Source organism: Paenibacillus kribbensis, assembly GCF_001705305.1.
GTDB classification, from domain to species: domain Bacteria; phylum Bacillota; class Bacilli; order Paenibacillales; family Paenibacillaceae; genus Paenibacillus; species Paenibacillus kribbensis_B.
In genome coordinates, this window is sequence record NZ_MCBP01000018.1 from 38,630 (window position 1) to 58,023 (window position 19,394).

The 19,394-nt window shown below is 45.3% G+C and carries 16 protein-coding genes; all 16 read left to right on the forward strand.

Translation table 11 applies throughout. The features are described 5' to 3' along the window. Positions 1 to 76 precede the first annotated feature (76 nt). The 16 genes from BAZ21_RS24305 (at position 77) to BAZ21_RS24380 (ending at position 19,347) form a co-directional block, all read left to right on the forward strand. Complete coding sequence (locus tag BAZ21_RS24305; protein WP_068505471.1) at positions 77 to 3,751, forward strand: nitrate reductase subunit alpha; 3,675 nt, start codon at positions 77 to 79, stop codon at positions 3,749 to 3,751. Beyond that, positions 3,741 to 5,330, forward strand: coding sequence for a nitrate reductase subunit beta (narH, locus tag BAZ21_RS24310; RefSeq protein WP_068505472.1), 1,590 nt, complete (start codon positions 3,741 to 3,743; stop codon positions 5,328 to 5,330). Before BAZ21_RS24305 ends, narH begins: the two co-directional genes overlap by 11 nt. Beyond that, positions 5,323 to 5,889, forward strand: coding sequence for a nitrate reductase molybdenum cofactor assembly chaperone (gene narJ, locus BAZ21_RS24315; RefSeq protein ID WP_068505473.1), 567 nt, complete (start codon positions 5,323 to 5,325; stop codon positions 5,887 to 5,889). The genes narH and narJ overlap by 8 nt, the downstream gene beginning before the upstream one ends. Beyond that, the gene (narI, locus tag BAZ21_RS24320; RefSeq protein WP_068505474.1) at positions 5,886 to 6,569 is read left to right on the forward strand and encodes a respiratory nitrate reductase subunit gamma; all 684 of its coding nucleotides are present in this window, start codon (positions 5,886 to 5,888) and stop codon (positions 6,567 to 6,569) included. Before narJ ends, narI begins: the two co-directional genes overlap by 4 nt. 46 nt (positions 6,570 to 6,615) lie before the next feature. Continuing rightward, complete coding sequence (locus BAZ21_RS24325) at positions 6,616 to 7,068, forward strand: GAF domain-containing protein (protein WP_068505475.1); 453 nt, start codon at positions 6,616 to 6,618, stop codon at positions 7,066 to 7,068. A gap of 1 nt (position 7,069) precedes the next feature. Continuing rightward, on the forward strand, positions 7,070 to 8,134 hold the full coding sequence (locus BAZ21_RS24330) for an ATP-binding protein (protein WP_068505476.1): 1,065 nt from the start codon (positions 7,070 to 7,072) through the stop codon (positions 8,132 to 8,134). Positions 8,135 to 8,141: 7 nt separating this feature from the next. Next, on the forward strand, positions 8,142 to 8,789 hold the full coding sequence (locus BAZ21_RS24335) for a response regulator transcription factor (RefSeq protein WP_068505520.1): 648 nt from the start codon (positions 8,142 to 8,144) through the stop codon (positions 8,787 to 8,789). Between the two features lie 209 nt (positions 8,790 to 8,998). After that, a complete protein-coding gene (locus BAZ21_RS24340; RefSeq protein ID WP_068505477.1) occupies positions 8,999 to 10,210 on the forward strand; it encodes a nitrate/nitrite transporter in 1,212 nt (403 codons plus the stop codon). 51 nt (positions 10,211 to 10,261) lie between these two features. Next, on the forward strand, positions 10,262 to 11,281 hold the full coding sequence (locus BAZ21_RS24345) for a ThiF family adenylyltransferase (protein ID WP_068505478.1): 1,020 nt from the start codon (positions 10,262 to 10,264) through the stop codon (positions 11,279 to 11,281). 89 nt (positions 11,282 to 11,370) lie between these two features. Then, a complete protein-coding gene (locus BAZ21_RS24350) occupies positions 11,371 to 11,814 on the forward strand; it encodes a molybdenum cofactor biosynthesis protein MoaE (protein ID WP_014282705.1) in 444 nt (147 codons plus the stop codon). Then, entirely contained in the window at positions 11,807 to 12,040 is a 234-nt protein-coding gene (gene moaD, locus BAZ21_RS24355; RefSeq protein ID WP_007431437.1) for a molybdopterin converting factor subunit 1, read from the forward strand. The genes BAZ21_RS24350 and moaD overlap by 8 nt, the downstream gene beginning before the upstream one ends. A 37-nt stretch (positions 12,041 to 12,077) precedes the next feature. Beyond that, positions 12,078 to 13,094 carry a GTP 3',8-cyclase MoaA gene (gene moaA, locus BAZ21_RS24360; RefSeq protein WP_068505479.1) on the forward strand — a complete coding sequence of 339 codons (1,017 nt, stop codon included), beginning with the start codon at positions 12,078 to 12,080 and terminating at the stop codon, positions 13,092 to 13,094. Between the two features lie 580 nt (positions 13,095 to 13,674). After that, positions 13,675 to 14,508, forward strand: coding sequence for a BglG family transcription antiterminator LicT (gene licT, locus BAZ21_RS24365; protein ID WP_068505480.1), 834 nt, complete (start codon positions 13,675 to 13,677; stop codon positions 14,506 to 14,508). A 208-nt stretch (positions 14,509 to 14,716) separates the two neighbouring features. Continuing rightward, positions 14,717 to 16,627: a beta-glucoside-specific PTS transporter subunit IIABC gene (locus BAZ21_RS24370; protein ID WP_068505481.1), complete on the forward strand. Its 1,911-nt coding sequence runs from the start codon at positions 14,717 to 14,719 to the stop codon at positions 16,625 to 16,627. Between the two features lie 110 nt (positions 16,628 to 16,737). Beyond that, entirely contained in the window at positions 16,738 to 18,195 is a 1,458-nt protein-coding gene (locus tag BAZ21_RS24375) for a glycoside hydrolase family 1 protein (RefSeq protein ID WP_068505482.1), read from the forward strand. A 189-nt stretch (positions 18,196 to 18,384) separates the two neighbouring features. After that, the gene (locus tag BAZ21_RS24380) at positions 18,385 to 19,347 is read left to right on the forward strand and encodes a helix-turn-helix domain-containing protein (RefSeq protein ID WP_068505483.1); all 963 of its coding nucleotides are present in this window, start codon (positions 18,385 to 18,387) and stop codon (positions 19,345 to 19,347) included. Positions 19,348 to 19,394: the final 47 nt, after the last annotated feature.

Sequence of the window (19,394 nt, forward strand, 5' to 3'; positions counted from 1 at the left end):
ATTCCCTAATGGGAACAGAGATGAATGAATTACATAATGAGAGTATGCGAATGAATCTAAGGAGCGTTGATCATCGATGAAAAAAAAATACAGCCTCAACTTCTTTAAGCCGATCGAGAGTTATTCCGGAAACTGGTCAATCCTTGAGGAAAAAAATAGAGAATGGGAAAACGTGTACCGTCAGCGTTGGTCTCACGACAAAGTAATTCGTACGACGCACGGTGTTAACTGTACTGGTTCCTGTAGCTGGAAGGTTTTTGTTAAAAATGGCATCATCACCTGGGAAAATCAGCAAATTGATTATCCCTCCTGCGGCCCAGACATGCCGGAATTTGAGCCGCGTGGATGCCCGCGTGGTGCTTCATTTTCCTGGTATGAATACAGTCCGTTACGTGTGAAATACCCTTATATGCGCGGCAAGCTATTGCGACTGTGGCTGGCTGCGATCAAGGAGCATAGTAATCCGGTAGACGCATGGGCGAGTATTGTGGAAGACCCTGAGAAAGCCAAGCTCTACAAATCAGCGCGCGGAAAAGGCGGCCATGTTCGTGTGGCTTGGGACGATGTTCTACGCCTGATTTCGGCGCAATTGATCTATACCATCCGTAAGTACGGCCCTGACAGGATTGCAGGCTTCACACCGATTCCGGCGATGTCGATGATAAGCTACGCCTCGGGAGCACGGTTCATTTCATTGCTCGGTGGGGAAATGTTGAGCTTTTACGATTGGTATGCCGATCTTCCGCCTGCTTCTCCTCAAATTTGGGGTGAGCAAACGGATGTACCTGAATCCTCAGATTGGTACAACGCGGGTTACCTGATCATGTGGGGATCGAATGTGCCGCTTACCCGGACACCGGATGCCCACTTCATGACGGAAGTACGTTATAAAGGGACGAAGGTTGTGTCGGTAGCACCTGACCTGGCGGAGAATGTGAAGTTCGCTGACAATTGGCTCGCACCAAATCCAGGTACAGATGCTGCCGTAGCCCAGGCTATGACGCATGTCATTCTGGATGAGTTCTACAAAGAACGCCAAGAACCGATGTTCATTAACTATGCCAAGCAATATACAGATATGCCATTTATGATTCTGCTTGATCCCCATGAGGGAGCCTGGAAAGGTGGACGTTTTCTACGGGCGAGTGATCTGGGGGATGCTTCGCCGCATGCAGACTGGAAACCGGTCATATACGATGAAGCGACGAAGGAAATGCTGGTTCCGAACGGTACGATGGGACAGCGCTGGGAGCAGGGCAAGAAATGGAACCTGATCCTGGAACGGGAAGATGGAACGAGGGTTGAGCCCGCGCTCACGATGGAAGGTCATGACGAGCAATGGGAAGAGATCGTATTCCCTTATTTTGATAACTCGGGTAATGGAACGTTCCAACGTGTGATTCCAGCTAAAAAAGTACGTCTGGCAGATGGTTCGGAACGTCTCGTAGCGACCGTATATGATCTGATGATGAGTCAGTATGGTATCGCTCGCAACGACAGCCCTCATAACGCCAAGGATTATTACGATGCGGCTTCGCATTATACCCCTGCCTGGCAGGAGAAAATCACGGGTGTCAAGGCATCGGTTGTGGTACAGATTGCTCGGGAATTCGCTCAGAACGCAATCGATACCCAAGGGCGCTCCATGATCATTATGGGAGCGGGGATCAATCACTGGTTCAATAGTGACACCATCTACCGGTCGATTTTGAACCTGGTTATGTTGACTGCTTCTCAAGGCGTAAACGGCGGGGGCTGGGCGCATTATGTAGGCCAGGAAAAGTGCCGTCCTATTGAAGGCTGGTCAACCATTGCCTTTGCCAAAGACTGGCAGGGGCCAGCGCGATTGCAAAATGCCACTTCATTTTTCTATTTTGCAACAGAACAGTGGCGCTATGAAGAAAGCGGCACGGATACGCTGAAATCACCGACGGGCGGAGATGTCAAATATCAGCATCCGGCAGACTACAATGTGCTGGCAGCACGTTTGGGATGGATGCCTTCTTACCCGCAGTTTAACAAGAACAGCCTGTTGTTTGCCGAAGAAGCGGCGAAGCTGGGCAAGAAATCAAACGTGGACATTATTAATCACGCTGTAGAAGAGATTAAATCACACAAGACCCGTTTTGCGGTTGAAGATCCAGGGGCAGCAGAGAACTTCCCGCGTTCACTCTTTATTTGGCGCTCCAATCTGATTTCCAGTTCGGCGAAGGGCCAGGAATATTTTATGAAGCATCTGCTCGGAGCCTCCGATGCGCTGCTTGCCCGGCCGAACGAAGAGCAGAAACCTGAGGAAATCGTCTGGCGGGAAGATGTGGAAGGAAAGCTTGATCTGGTGGTTTCACTTGATTTTCGGATGACAACAACTCCATTGTACTCGGATGTTGTACTCCCGGCTGCAACCTGGTACGAGAAGACAGATTTGTCCTCGACAGACATGCATCCGTTCGTGCATCCATTTAATCCTGCGATTAATCCTCTTTGGGAATCCCGCTCCGACTGGGATATCTACCGTCATCTATCCGAAACCTTCTCGGAAATGGCCAAAGAGCATCTGCCAGGAATATATAAAGACGTTGTGACTGCACCGCTTGGGCATGACTCCATAGGCGAAATTTCGCAACCGATGGGTCTTGTAAAGGACTGGACGAAGGGCGAGGTCGAAGCAGTTCCGGGTAAAACGATGCCGAATTTCAGCATTGTAGAACGCGATTATACAAAAATATACGATAAATATGTCTCGCTCGGTCCAAATTTGGCTACCGGGAAGACAGGTGCGCACGGCGTTAGCTTCTCGGTAGCGGAGGAATATGAGGAGTTGAAGAAGCTGAACGGGGTCTATTACGATGAGTCCATTAAAGACGGACTGCCGAAAATCCAGACAGCCCGCCAAGTGGCCGATACGATTCTTCATCTTTCGTCCGCAACCAATGGCCGTGTCTCCCAAAAAGCCTATGAAGAGGCGGAAAAGGATCACGGTGTTAAACTGATGGACATTTCGGCCGACCGTGCTGCTGAAAAAATCACGTTCCAAAGCATCACGGCACAGCCGCGTGAAGTTATACCAACACCGGTATTCAGTGGATCAAACAAGCAGGGACGTCGCTACTCGCCATTTACAACGAATATTGAACGTCTCGTTCCGTTTCGCACGTTGACAGGAAGACAGCATTTCTACATCGATCATGAGATTTTTCAGCAGTTTGGGGAGTCGTTGCCAGTCTATAAACCGACTCTGCCGCCAATGGTATTTGGCACGCGTGATCGGGAAATCAAGGGCGGTCAGGATTCACTTGTGCTTCGTTATCTGACTCCACACGGTAAATGGAATATTCACTCCACCTACCAGGATAACCAGCATATGCTTACGCTGTTCCGCGGAGGTCCTACGGTATGGATCAATAACGAAGATGCAGCAGCTCATGGTATTGCCGACAATGACTGGCTGGAGGTGTACAACCGCAACGGTGTCGTAACCGCCCGGGCAGTTGTCAGCCACCGGATGCCAAGAGGAACGATGTTCATGTACCATGCTCAGGACAAGCATATTCAAGTGCCGGGCTCCGAAATCACGGATACGCGCGGGGGCAGCCATAATGCGCCAACAAGAATTCATCTCAAACCAACCCAGATGGTTGGCGGATATGCTCAGCTAAGCTACGGGTTCAATTATTACGGTCCGATCGGGAACCAGCGTGATGTGTACGTAGCGGTACGTAAAATGAAGGAGGTTAATTGGCTTGAAGATTAAAGCTCAAATTGCCATGGTCATGAACCTGGATAAATGTATTGGCTGCCATACATGCAGCGTGACGTGCAAAACAACTTGGACAAACCGCAAGGGCGCGGAATATATGTGGTTCAACAACGTGGAAACCAAACCCGGCATTGGCTATCCAAAGCGCTGGGAAGACCAGGAGCAATATAAGGGTGGCTGGCAGCTTCGCAAAGGAAAGCTTGAGCTAAAGTCAGGGAGCAAGCTGTCCAAGATAGCGCTGGGCAAAATTTTCTACAATCCCGACATGCCGGAAATGAAAGATTATTATGAGCCCTGGACTTATAATTATGAGCATTTGACCAACGCAAAAGAGCAGAAGCATTCTCCGGTAGCGCGTGCGCATTCCGCAGTGACGGGCGAAAAAATGGATCTGAATTGGGGTCCAAACTGGGAGGATGATTTGGCAGGAGCCCATGTAACGGGGCCACTTGATCCGAATATTCAGAAAATTGAAGAAGAGATCAAATTCAATTTCGAGAAGTCGTTCATGATGTATCTCCCTCGGCTTTGCGAGCACTGTCTGAACCCAAGCTGTGTCGCATCCTGCCCTTCGGGCGCGATGTACAAACGGGACGAGGACGGAATCGTGCTCGTGGATCAGGAAGCCTGCCGCGGCTGGCGGTATTGCATGACAGGCTGCCCATACAAGAAAGTGTACTTCAACTGGCAAACGAACAAAGCGGAGAAATGTACCTTCTGTTTCCCACGTGTGGAAGCCGGGTTGCCAACCGTCTGCTCCGAGACATGTACTGGACGAATTCGCTACCTTGGCGTTCTGCTGTATGATGCAGACCGAGTGCAGGAGGCTGCTTCTATGGAGGATGAGAAGGACCTGTATAAAGCGCAATGCGACCTGTTCTTGGACCCAAGTGATCCGGAGGTAATTGCTCAGGCGAAAAAAGACGGCATTTCGCAAGACTGGATTGAGGCCGCTCAGAACTCGCCGGTCTACAAGCTTGCGATTGAATACAAGCTGGCATTCCCGCTTCACCCGGAATATCGCACGTTACCTATGGTCTGGTATGTACCGCCACTTAGCCCGATCATGAATTACTTTGAAGGGAAAGACTCGATCGAGAATCCGGATATGATTTTTCCGGCTATCGAAGAAATGCGTACGCCCGTTCAGTATCTTGCCAATATGCTGACGGCGGGCGACACGGTTACGGTGAAGGAATCCCTGCAACGGATGGCTATGATGCGCGCCTATATGCGTGCCCAGTCCACAGGACATTCTTTCGATGAAAGCCGTCTTGAGCGCGTTGGCATGACACCACGTCAGGCGGAGCAGATGTACCGACTGTTGGCCATTGCTAAATATGAGGACCGCTTCGTCATTCCGACATCACATAAAGAGAGTTACGACAATCCATACCGCGCCCAAGGAACTGCGGGTTTCGGCGACACCTTAGGGAATATGGAAGCTTGCGGATCGGGTGGTTCTGGCTGTAGCGGCTGTAGCCTGGCAAGCTCAATGGGAATGGAAGAGCCTTCAAAAACAGGCAAGCAAATGTATGAAGAAAACTTCTACGGGGGTATTTGGCGTGATTAATGTAGCGAAGCTGTATGAATGCAAGCCTTCATTCGGGTTTTTCGCCCAACAACTCATGTACCCGGAAAAGCTGGATTTTCATCCGGCTTTTCTGGAGGCATCATTTGATCCGGGTCATCCTGCGTATACGCACGCTAACAAGTACTGGTCTCTTATGCAAGAATTCAGCATGGAAGAGATTCAGGAAATGTATACAGAAACCTTCGATTTTCAAAAAAATTGCGCACTATATATGACTTACTTCAAGTTTGAGGATGCAAAAGAACGAGGACAAATGCTGGTCAAATTAAAGGTTTTGTATGAGATGTACGGTCTTGAAATGCCGGATGGAGAGCTGCCGGATTACTTGCCACTCATGTGCGAATTTCTGTATGCCGCCGAATGGGTACAAGATCCGAAGACGACAGAAAACTTCCGCATGCCCGTCGCGATTTTGGAAGACGGCACCTATCATTTGCTTAAAGCGCTGGAAAAAATGAAAAGCCCGTATTTTCATCTGGTCAAGGGATTGCGCGAAACGCTTAAAGCTTGCGTAGAACAGGAGGCAGCAACGCTATGATGCTAGAGCAGTTTTTGTGGGTTATTTTCCCTTACATGTGTTTGGTTATCTTTATTGTAGGCCATATTTTTCGCTACAGAACGGACCAGTTCAATTGGACGGCGAAATCAAGTGAATTTATTGAAAAGAAACAATTGATGATCGGCAGCCTCTTATTCCACCTGGGAATTATTCCTGTTATTTTCGGTCACATATCCGGTCTGGGTATTCCAAAAACCTGGATGCACGCATTGGGTGTAAACGATCATCTGTATCACATTGGAGCAGTATATATTGGAGGCATATTTGGAGCCATAACGTTCCTGGGTATGTTGATTCTTACCTCTCGCCGTTTTACAATACGCAATGTGCGTCGTTTAAGCTCAGCGTCTGATTTGATTGTTAACGTATTGCTTTTGGCCCTTGTGTGCATGGGGATGTTTGCGACCCTTGTAACGAACGCAGTACAGCCTGAATTTGATTATAGAGAAACCATCTCGATCTGGTTCCGCGGTTTATTCATATTCCGTGTCGACCCGTCACTGATGAGAGATGTACCGTTGTCTTTCAAGCTTCATGTACTTATGGGCTTTGCCATTTTTGCATTCTGGCCGTTCACCCGGCTTGTTCATGTGTGGAGTGTTCCATTGAATTATGTGCGTAGAAGTTATATTCTGTACAGAAGACATAAATCGAATTAGGAAAGCGGGCGCTGCCTTCTTTCCTAATTGTAATTAGGAGAGAGTGATGAATAATAGGATGGATTATCAAAGGGAGCTTGAGCGAATTCGCGAGCATTTCGGTTATGATTTCATGGCACTTGCTCTTGTTGAACCGGCCGAATATCAATACGTAATTAAATGGAAAAATGCGGCCGGGAATTTAAATGATCGCTTTAAACGGATTGTGCTGAAATCCGGAAAGGGCATAGCAGGAGTCGTGTTTAAAACCGGAAAATCCATTTTCATTCCATCTGTTTATCAATTTGTGGGGGCAGACAACCTGTTTAACTATCCGATCGTTCAATCCGAGAGGCTCAAGAGTCTCGGGGCTGTACCCCTGTGGAATGATGCTCGCGTTGCGGGTGTACTGCTTGGCGGATTTCGTGAAGAACAGCTGATGACCGAAGCCATGATGCATGATTTGGAAGCCTTGGCGCGGAAGGGAATTGGAGAGTTGAACGGGAAGGAAGTGATGTGAATTGACATTGTCTGTAGGGACCGACTCTTTGAGTGCGCTAATGGTGAAATTGTTTGAGAACAGTACAGAAGCTATTTTCTTTTTTGATAGACAAGGGGATACCCTGGCTATGAACCCGGCAGCTGAGGAGATTGTGGGAGATGACGTCCTCATTCAACTCTATGAAGGGAAGGAAAAAGCTTTATGCGGAACATGCAGAGGCTATACAAGCGACACAGAGCCCCGCACCTGTCTTGATTGTTATTTCAATGTGCCCGAATCCAAAAATTTCGCTTCTTTCCAGGTCTATTTGGAAACGAAGCGCAACGGAATGGTCCCCTATGCTGCTTCTTTTCACACGATTGATTCTGAAAACGGAATTCGGGTGTTGATGCTCAGAGATTTGACCCCGCAATTTCAGACGCAAGAAAAATTGTATCAAAATAAAATGATGAAGCATGTCATTGAAGCGCAGGAAAATGAGCGTAAGCGGCTTTCCAGGGAGCTGCATGATAGCGTTGCTCAGGAATTGATGAGCGCGGTTGTTGAATTACGAGTGTTAAAATATATGACGAATGATGACCAGCTCCTCAAAAACATGAAGCAGACCGAAGCATCCATGACGCGATTGCTGGATGATATCCGCAACCTGTCTGTGGAACTCCGTCCTGCCACCCTTGATGATTTTGGGCTTGAAGCAGCCTTCCGTTCCCATTTCAAGCGGATCGAGCAAAGCTTTGGTCTAGTGGTTGAATTTGAGTCCGATCTTCCCCGAAAGCGATATGGAAGTGAAAAGGAAACCGTCATTTACCGTGTTTGTCAGGAGGCCGTTCTCAATGCCTTGAAGTATGCCCAGGTAGACACGGTTAAAGTTTCTTTGTTTGAGCATGATCATGCGCTTCGTTTGACTGTAGAGGACGATGGAATTGGCTTTGATAAGGGGGGCAAGCCTATTGGAACAGGGCTCGGTTTGTATGGTATGCAGGAGCGGGCAGAACTGGTAGGCGGCAGCTTTGGTGTTCTTTCGAATGTTGGCCAAGGAACCAAAGTCTTTTTACAAATTCCGATTGGACATGAGGAGGAATAGAGACGTGATCAAAATTGTGTTAGCAGATGACCATGCGATTGTACGAAGCGGATTTTCCATGATTCTCAACTTCCAATCGGATATGGAGGTTGTCGGAACGGCTGCAGACGGAATTGAAGCGTACACAATGGTAGCTAAATGTAAGCCGGATATTCTAATCATGGACCTCAGCATGCCGCCAGGAGAAAGTGGATTGATCGCCACAGGCAAGATTAAAGAGGACCATCCTGATACTAGAATTCTGATTCTGACCATGCATGACGATGAAGAATATCTATTTCATATTTTGAAGAGTGGCGCTTCGGGATATGTTTTGAAAAATGCACCAGATGAGGAGCTATTGATTGCCATACGAACCATTCATGGGGGCGGAACTTATATCCATCCTAAAATGGCCACTTCTCTCGTTCGTGAGTTCATCAAGAAAGATACAACATCACAAACAGAAGATCCGTATGAGATCCTGACCAAGCGGGAACTGGAGATTCTCCCTTTGGTCGCAAAGGGATACGGTAACAAGGAAGTTGCTGAAAAGCTGTTCATCTCTGTCAAGACGGTGGAAGCGAACAAAGCCAAAATCATGGAGAAGCTGAACTTAAGAAGTCGGCCTGAGTTGGTCCAATATGCATTAAAGAAAAAAATGCTGGATTTTTAAACCAATGAAATGAACGTTTTGTGAAAAATATCTCTTGAATAAACGAAGTCGTTTCTAGTAGAGGCGGCTTTTTTTATTTTCAGGGACTCCCCTGTTAGGGAAAGGGGAGTCCCCTATATTCGTTGAGAGTAGCTAGCGGCTACAATGGGGACAGAAAATTTAAAACAAACAATAATTCGACAGAAAAAACGTTGGAAAAGGTGAGTTAAATGATTAGAAAGTTGCAGTTGCCGCTACAAACAATGAACTTGATCCTTGGATTTAGTGTATGGGTTATCATTTCTTCCCTCATGCCGTTCATTACCGAGGATATTGCTATTCCACCCGGAAAATTGGCTATGGTCACGGCGATTCCGGTCGTGCTTGGTTCGATTCTGCGCATTCCGTTGGGCTATTATGCCAACATTTTCGGAGCTAGAATCGTTTTCCTCGTCAGCTTTATTTTACTTTTGTTTCCGGTTTACTATATCAGTGAAGCTTCTACGATGATGGATTTAATTATCGGTGGCTTGTTCCTTGGGATTGGAGGAGCGGTGTTCTCGGTTGGGGTGACTTCGCTGCCCAAGTATTATCCGAAGGAAAAGCATGGCTTTGTCAATGGGATATATGGTGTGGGGAACCTGGGAACAGCAGTAACTACCTTCTCTGCTCCAATTGTAGCGACGCAGGTAGGCTGGGCACTTACAGTCAAGCTGTACCTTATTTTATTGCTTGTTTTTATCGTTTTGAATTTCTTCTTTGGGGACCGTCATGAAACTAAAGTAAAAACACCGATTATGGAGCAGATCAAAGGAGTTTACAAAAATGAAAAGCTTTGGTTTTTCTCGCTCTTTTATTTTATTACGTTTGGCTCATTTGTAGCGTTCACGGTGTATTTGCCGAATTTCTTGGTATCGAATTTTGAGCTGACTAAAGTGGACGCAGGGATGCGTACAGCAGGCTTCATTGCGATTGCGACATTCTTCCGCCCCATCGGTGGCTGGCTGGCGGATCGGTTTCAGCCCCTGTTCCTGCTGGTAGGTACGTTTGCCGTTTATACGGTCGCTGCGATTCTTTTGGCTTTTTCACCAGGGATCACCCTTTATACAGTGGGCTGCTTGGCTATCGCTGTATGTGCGGGAGTCGGGAACGGTGTCATTTTCAAGCTGGTTCCATTCTATTTTAATAAACAGGCAGGCATAGTGAACGGAATTGTATCCATGATGGGCGGCCTCGGTGGCTTTTTCCCACCGATCTTGTTATCGTCGATTCATGCTGCAACTGGCCATTACTCCATTGGATTCATGCTGCTCTCCCAAGTGGCGCTGGCTAGCATGATACTTGTCATATGGCTGTATTATCAAGCACGCTTAACTGCGGCTACCGAAGCGATCAATTCGGTGGGGCAAGACAAGAAGAAGCAAAAAGAACTCCAAAAGTAAGAGAAAAAACTTGAGAATGACGATCATTTTTCAACGTAAGGGGACATTGTGATGAATGAACGTTATTCAAGACAGATCTTGTTTAGACCTATCGGCGGTGAAGGACAACGTAATCTGTCTGCAGCTGTCGTCACCATTATTGGTTGCGGGGCGTTGGGTTCCGCCATTGCCGAAGCACTGGTAAGGGCTGGCGTTGGGGAGCTTCACCTGGTTGATCGTGATTATGTGGAGCTGTCGAATCTGCAACGTCAGCAGCTGTTCACGGAGCAGGATGCTGTGGAAATGCTGCCCAAGGTCATGGCTGCCGAAAAAAGACTGAAGGCCATACGAGAAGACGTACGTTTGTACACATATCTCGACAACCTGGATGCCGGGCTTGTTCAAGAGCTTGCTGGCAAAAGCACATTGTTGATGGATGCTACGGACAATTTCGAAACCCGTCTACTTATAAACGATGCCGCACTGAAGACCGGAATTCCATGGATTTACGGAGCCTGTGTTGGAAGCACAGGCGTCGTTTTTCCTTTCGTTCCGGACGAGTCGGCCTGTTTTCGCTGCCTTCTGCCATCACTGCCGGCGATCAATCAGACCTGCGATACGGCTGGAATCATTTCGCCCGCAGTTCAGGCGACAGCGGCTCTCCAATGTGCAGAAGCCATGAAGTGGCTGACCGGTAGACGTGATAAAATGCGCTGCAAGGTTCATCTATTTGATCTTTGGGAGAACACACAGATGGACATAGGGATTTCCCGCATCCGTAACCAGGATTGTCCAACCTGTGGTGAACACCCTGTATTTCCTGCACTGACTGCACCACGCCGCTCGGCGTATGCTGCGCTGTGTGGACGGGATGTCGTGCAGGTTCTTCCGGACCCTAATCGTCCGATTACGCTCGATGATGCTGAGAAAATGGGTAGACTTATGGCCGAAAATGTAAAAAGAACCCCATATTTCGTTGAATTTTATGCCTTTAAGCATCGAATGATTTTATTCAAAAACGGAAGGCTTCTCATTCACGGTATTGGAAGTATTGCCAAAGGTCAAAAGCTATATCATCAGTTGTTCGGCTGAGCATAAGAATGTAGATATAAGAGGCAGAAGTTATTAGATAGAGTTTGTCATCATAGAGTGGTTTGCACGGTGGCTGGAAGGTGGAAAAGATGAGTGTTTTTGAAATCGTGACTGAGCCTATTGTCCCGCAGACTTATGCGGATTATGTCCTAAGGCCGGAAGCGGGAGCGGTGACCGTGTTTACAGGGCACGTCCGGGAGTGGACCGAAGGTGTACGAACCTTATACCTCGCTTATGAGGCCTATGTACCCATGGCTCAAAAAAAGCTCGCGGAAATTGGTCGCGAAATCGAAGAAAAATGGATAGGGACCAAAGTGGCCATTGCACACCGGATTGGCGAGCTTCAAATAGGTGATATTGCCGTTGTCATCGCCGTTTCTTCACCACACCGCTCGGATGCGTATGAGGCGAATGAATATGCGATCGAACGAATCAAAGAAATAGTCCCCATATGGAAACAAGAGATATGGGAAGATGGAACGCAGTGGGTCGGAAATCAAAGGAAAAAGCCGAAGGAGATCATTTATGATTAAGCTGTACTATTTTGCAGGACTCCGTGAGGTGACGGGAAAAGCAGAAGAAATGGCAGATTTGGCAGGCCAAACTGTAGGCGACTTATACAATTGGATAACAGATCAATATCCAGCTGTGCCAATCAGTTCTGTACGAATTGCGTTAAACGAGGAGTACGCGTTGTCCACGGATGTGGTGCAGGATGGAGACGTTGTAGCCTTTATTCCGCCAGTCAGCGGCGGCTAATGATAACGATGCTAAACAACTAGAAAGGAGGGGGCGTATGAATTTTCATCCACTGAAAGACTCATTGCAGCGGCCGATTCGTGACCTGCGTATATCGGTTACGGACCGCTGCAATTTCCGCTGTTCCTATTGCATGCCCAAAGAAATTTTCGGTGACGATTACGCCTTTCTTCCCCCAAATGAATGTCTGTCGTTTGAAGAGATTCACCGGCTGGCGAAGCTCTTTGTATCCCTGGGTGTAAAAAAAATCCGACTCACGGGCGGCGAACCATTAATGCGCAGGAATCTACCCGACCTGGTTTCCCAAATCCTGTCCATTGACGGAGTAGAAGATGTCGGCTTGACCACCAACGGTGTGCTGCTAGGACAGCAGGCTAAGCCTCTCTATGACGCGGGGCTACGACGGCTTAATGTCAGTGTGGATGCTCTGGACCCCGAGCTGTTTGGGCGGTTGAATGGGCGGGGGATTAAGCCTGATTTTATTTTAAAGCAGATCGAATATGCAAGAGAAATCGGCTTTGAAATCAAGGTCAATATGGTAGTTCAAAAAGGCGTGAATGACTCGGAGATTTTGTCGATGGCTGCTTATTTTAAGGAGCAGGGAATAACCCTTCGTTTCATCGAGTTTATGGATGTAGGTAATGACAACGGATGGAGCTTCAAAAAGGTACTAACAAAAAAAGAAATATTTGAACGTCTTAAGAATACGTACGAGCTGGAGCCGGTGGATCAGGATTACTATGGAGAAGTAGCAAAGCGTTATCGTTATAAAGACAGCGGTGCACAGATTGGCTTTATTACTTCGGTTTCTGAATCGTTTTGTTCGTCCTGCACACGTGCCCGCTTATCGTGCGATGGCAAGTTTTATACGTGCTTGTTTGCTTCAGGCGGATTTGATCTACGCCAGATGCTTCGTAATGGAGCGAATGACCAGGAACTACTCGATGTGATTACTTCAGTATGGGAACAACGCACAGACCGATATTCCGATGAACGCACTGAACAGACAGCAAAAAACAAAAAAAAGATTAACATGTCCTACATTGGCGGTTAACATTTTATACCAGAAAAATATGTTGTATTTGTTGTGAGCGTCCCAAAAAAGAAAGCGCAAACATTTTTGTTGGCAAAGCTTAAATTAAGTGTTATTATGATCTTGGGATTGTTACTGAAAAGGCAAAACCCGAGGCATGGAATTTATATTTCCATGTGTTGGGTTTTGCCTTTTCTTTTAAGCTTTGCGATATCCTGCACGATATGAACATTTGGCCCAACCATAACGCAGAAAGGTGAGTGATGTTGAGCCTTACAAGTGCTGAACAACAAAGATGATGACGTCGACCAACAAAGCGACAGCCGAGAAATGATGCAGGACGTGGTTAACCGACTAATATCCATTTTCACAAAACGGAATATCAGATCGGTTTGGGGGCACTCAAGATCATTCAGGGAAAACGTAAGGCTTTTGTCTCTTGATATGAATGCGTTTTCATAACATGGAGTTGTAAATCGTCACCTTTCCATTTTGGTTTACGACGAAGGTTTGATCGGCTATTACCGTCTTGTGACCTATCTGAAATTTCGCCCAGCATCTAAATCCTTTTTTAATGATTGTGGGATAAGGGGGCAGTTAGATGATCATAACGAAGATATTTAATAATAACGCCATAATAGCCAAAGATTCAAAATGGGATGAATTTGTTGTTATGGGTCGTGGTATTGCATTCAAAAAGAGTGCAGGAGAGCAAGTAGAAAAGCATTTAATTGAAAAGGTGTTCGTGCTTAAACAAAATGATGCTTCAGAGAAATTTAAATTATTGTTAGAGGATGTTCCTACAGAATATGTTTCGTTATGCTATGACATCATTGAGTATGGAAAAAGCATATTAGAAGCACAATTAAGCGATTATATATATGTTTCGCTTACGGATCACATGAACAATGCATTTAAAATGTTTGATGAAGGGCTTAAAAATGCAAATCCGTTAATTTGGGAAATCAAAAAATTTTATCCTAAAGAATTCGGGGTTGGAATAAAAGCACTGGACTTTATTGAAGATGAAACGGGCAAACGATTGTCAGAAGATGAAGCGGGGAATATAGCTCTTCATTTAATCAATGCTCAAGTAAACAGCTCCTACAATAAGGTAGCAGATGTTGCACAGCAAACTCAAAAAATACAGGATATCTTAAATATTATTAAATACTCTTATAACACTACCTTGGATGAGCACTCGATCGGTTATGAGCGATTTGTTACACATTTAAGATTCTTCTTTCAGCGATTAAATAAAAAAGAAAAAACAGAACTGGAAGACGATTTTCTGTGGAGACAAGTGAAAGCAAAGTATAAAAAGGCCCACGGCTGCATGCTGAAGATCGAGAAATACTTGAATACGGTATTGTCGGATGAGGAAAAGCTGTATATCACGATTCATATTCAGCGTTTGACCCAAAGACAAAATTAAATAACACTTGGATTGTTACTGGTAATGCAGGCGAAACCAATCTAGATCGAATTCGATCTTTTTGGTTTCGCCTTTTTTTATAAATGCCAATATTTTGAATAGTTCCATTCCCCCGAAAGCACAATATGTAGACGACCTATAATATTGCAGATTTAAAACGCTCTCGGGATTGATCAAAATGCCAAATACAACTAAAGGGGAACTTACGATGAAGTATGAGACATTGGCAAAAGACATCATCAAAAATGTCGGCGGCAAAGAAAATGTAAACAGTCTAACTCATTGTATTACACGTTTGCGTTTCAAACTAAAAGATGAAAGTAAAGCCAATACAGAGGTTTTGAAAAATATGGATGGCGTTGTCACAGTAGTAAAAAGCGGTGGACAATACCAGGTTGTTATAGGGAACCATGTACCTGAGGTTTATGCCGATGTTGCTGCTATAGGCGGTTTTCAGGCAGGAGCTTCAGAAGTATCTGATGAAAAGGTGAGCTTGTTTAATAAATTTATCGATACCATTTCAGGTGTATTTACACCAACGCTCGGTGTCCTGAGTGCCACAGGTATGATTAAGGGATTTACTGCCTTATTTGTAGCTTTGGGCTGGCTTACCAATACATCAGGTACGTATCAAATTCTCAATGCGTTAGGAGATTGCCTTTTTTACTTCTTCCCTATTTTCCTGGGATACACGTCGGCTAAAAAGTTCAATGCCAACATTTTTATAGGTATGGCGATAGGGGCATCGCTTGTGTATCCAACCTTTAGCACGATAACAGCCTCGGGCAAGCCACTATACACTCTATTTAGCGGTACTATATTTGAGTCGCCGGTATATATCACCTTCTTAGGTATACCTGTAATTCTGATGAGCTATGCGTCAACCGTTCTTCCGATTATCATATCCACCTATGTAGGCTCGAAAATAGAAAACTTCTTTAAAAAGGTAATTCCTAGCGTAGTCAGAACTTTTTTGGTTCCATTCTTCACACTGTTGGTTATTGTTCCATTAGCGCTGATTGTGATTGGACCGCTCTCGACTTGGGCAGGTCAACTGCTTGGTGCAGGCACCCTCTTTGTGTATAACTTGAGTCCGATTATTGAAGGTATACTCATGGGCGCTTTCTGGCAAGTGTTTGTTATCTTTGGCTTACACTGGGGACTTGTTCCTATCGCGCTTAACAACTTGGCAGTGCTCAAATTCGACCCGATTCTTGCTGCGACGTTGGGAGCTTCCTTTGCTCAGACAGGTGTCGTACTGGCCATTTTGTTTAAAACCAAAAACGCAAAATTAAGATCACTTTCCATTCCAGCGGTCATCTCGGGGATCTTTGGTGTTACAGAGCCCGCGATTTACGGGATTACATTACCGCGTAAGAAACCGTTTATTCTAAGCTGTATAGGGGCTGCAGTAGGTGGCGGTATTATAGGGGCGATGGGAACCAAAGGGTATATCCTTGGTGGCTTGGGGATTTTCGCCATTCCAAGCTATATCAGCCCGACAGGAATGGACAGAGGATTTTATGGAGCGGTTATTGGTATCCTGGTAAGTTTTGTGTTAGGTTTCCTGCTTATGTTCTTTAGCGGATTTAAAGATGATGAAGTAAAAGAGGCTAAGAAGGAAGACAGCACAGCAGGAGCAGCTAAAGGAGAAGCTTTAGTAAAACAGGAGACTGTGATCAGTCCGTTAAAGGGTGAAGTAAAGCCTTTATCTGAAGTAACCGACGAAGCCTTTTCAACAGGTGCCCTGGGTAAAGGAATAGCCATTGAACCTTCTGAAGGCAAAGTCGTTGCACCGGTAGATGGCGTATTAACCTCATTCTTTTCGTCAGGTCATGCGATTGGAATTACAAGTGATCACGGTGTTGAAGTCCTTATTCATGTAGGCAAGGATACGGTCAAATTAAAAGGCAAGCATTTTTATCCAAAAGTAAAACAGGGGGATATTGTTAAAAAAGGTCAACTGCTCATGGAATTTGATATGGAAGCTATCAAAGAGGCGGGATATGTGCTAACCACTCCTGTAATTGTTGCCAATACGGCGAATTATCTGGATGTAATTGAAACAGAGAAGAAGTCGATTGAGTATCAAGAGGACCTGTTGACCGTCGTGGTCTGACCCTAATATATGGGAAAGTAGCATTTTAATTATGAGCTTAGGCTTCCAACGGGCTTTTGTACGAAGCCGGTGGGAGCCTGGGCAATAAAAAACTGAGGAGGAATTAAATCATGAAAAATACTACGCATATGGAATTTCCGCAAGGATTTTTGTGGGGAGGGGCAACGGCTGCCAACCAATTTGAAGGTGGGTATAATGAAGGAGGTAAAGGATTAAGCACCGCTGATGTAATAACAGCTGGAACGCATACGACCTCACGAAGAATTACACCTGTTTTGGAAGAAGGAGCAAACTATCCAAGTCACGAAGCTATTGACTTTTTCCACCACTATCAAGAGGATATCCGCTTATTTGCGGAAATGGGATTCAAGGTCTTTAGAATGTCTATTGCCTGGTCCAGAATATTTCCTAACGGAGATGACGCGGAGCCAAATGAGCAAGGCTTGCAGTTCTATGATCGTGTATTCGCAGAATTGAAAAAGTACAATATTGAGCCTTTGGTTACGATCTCCCATTATGAAGCACCGTTTCATTTGACCCAAAAGTATAATGGCTGGTCAGATCGCAGAGTCGTAGATTTCTATGTGAGATATTGTGAAGTGCTCTTTAACAGATACAAAGATGTGGTGAAATACTGGTTAACCTTTAATGAAATCAATATTTTAACCTTGTCCTTTGGCGCGTTCATGGCTGGCGCTATGATGCCGGAGGGGAATGGAGAGCTTGCCCATGCTACAGTGAAGGATGAGCAGGTTCTGTACCAAGCTTTGCATCATCAATTTATTGCCAGTGCCAAGGCGGTAAAGCTGGGTCATGAAATCAACAAGGACTTTAAAATCGGCTGTATGATTGCTTATATGTGTTCCTATCCGCTTACATGTCATCCTGATGATATTCTGCTGGCCCAACAAAAGGATAACTTGAGTAATTTCCTATGCTCAGATGTTCAAGTAAGAGGAGCTTATCCGGGATTTGCCAAGCGTTATTTTAGAGATCATAACATTCAGATCAACATGCAAGAAGAGGATGAGAACATTTTAAAAGAAGGTCGCGTAGATTTCTATACCTTCAGTTATTATTCATCTACCTGTGTCAGTGCCGATCCCAACCAGGAGAAGGTGGGAGGAAACTTATCCATGGGCTTAAAAAATCCTCATTTGAAAGCAAGTGCCTGGGATTGGCAGATTGATCCAGAGGGATTAAGATGGTCCCTCAATAACATTTATAACCGATATGAAATCCCGTTAATGGTTGTTGAAAATGGTCTTGGCGCCGTAGATACAGTGGAAGAAGACGGCTCCATTAACGATGATTATCGCATTGATTATCTGAAGCAACACATTGAGCAGATGAAAGAGGCCATTGCTGATGGAGTAGAATTAATAGGCTATACTCCGTGGGGATGCATTGATCTGGTAAGTGCAGGAACCGGTGAAATGAAAAAGCGTTATGGCTTCATTTATGTCGATAAGGATAATGAAGGCAACGGTACACTTGCCCGATCCAGAAAGAAGAGCTTCTATTGGTATAAGAACGTGATAGAAACAAATGGAGAGCAGTTGGATTAACTTGTAGTGTCTGATTTGCGAGTGGAGAGAACCTGAAACGGATATAAAAAGATATACAGCCAGCGCGTGCCGATGCTCCATGGGTACGCGCTGTTTAACTGGTCAAATCGTGCATATTCAGTTAAGATTAATGATAATGATTCTCATTTATAGGATCAGGCTGAATGAATACATTTGAGGTGAATGCTTGTGAATTCAAGTTCATTATCATTAATATACCAGCGCTATTTGGAAAAAACTCCGTTTAAGCAACAGAATGAGCATACCTATATGATTTTACCGGAAGCGGGTTATGGGCATATTTACCGGGTTACAACCTACAGCGGAATTGAAATTGTGTATTCACATATTCAATACTACAATCCATACCCAACCCAGTTTGCTTCCAGTGGACAAATGATTGAGCTTCAATTTGCGCTTTCCGGTCAACGCCATGTCAATGTGGACGGACTGGATTATACACTCCCGATGGGGCAGGGGGCACTTATTTTTTTACAGGATTTCCAAGCGCATTTTCATCCCCCAGCTCATGAGCAATACGCATCATTTGCACTCGGTATCCCTGTCTCGTTGTTTAATTATGCAGCCTCGCAGTTGATGGCTCGCCAGCAGGCAGCCATTGAATTTAATCAAATTATTAAGGGAGCTGCATTTCATCATTTTAGTTTTGAACTGGATCACAGAAGCAAAGTGATGATTGAGCATTTGATAAAAGACCTGAAAAGTGTACATAGATCCCCTTTATTAATGGAGGCAGCGGCATTAGAGATTTTAAACAGATATATGATTCAATTATTTGATTTAACGCCCATGCCTGAAGGGTTGTCCAAAGAAGATGTCAGAAAGCTGCATCTGGCCCGGCAGATCCTTGAATCCTGCATGATTGACCCTCCCTCACTGATCACATTATCCAGAAAAGTTGGCCTAAACGATTTTAAATTAAAAAAGGGATTCAAAGCGTGCTTTGGAACTACTGTATTTGAATATTTGCGCCAAATTCGACTGGATTATGCGATGAAGCTGCTGCGAAGCCAAGAAAGCAATGTGACAGAAGCTGCGATGGCTGTAGGATATAGCAATGTGAGTGCATTTTCGGAGCAATTTTTCCGTGAATACGGAGTGAAGCCGTCGGCAATAAAGAAAGTATTTTAAAATTAAAATCCGTTTAACCGCAGATTCATCCGTGTACAGGCAGTGGG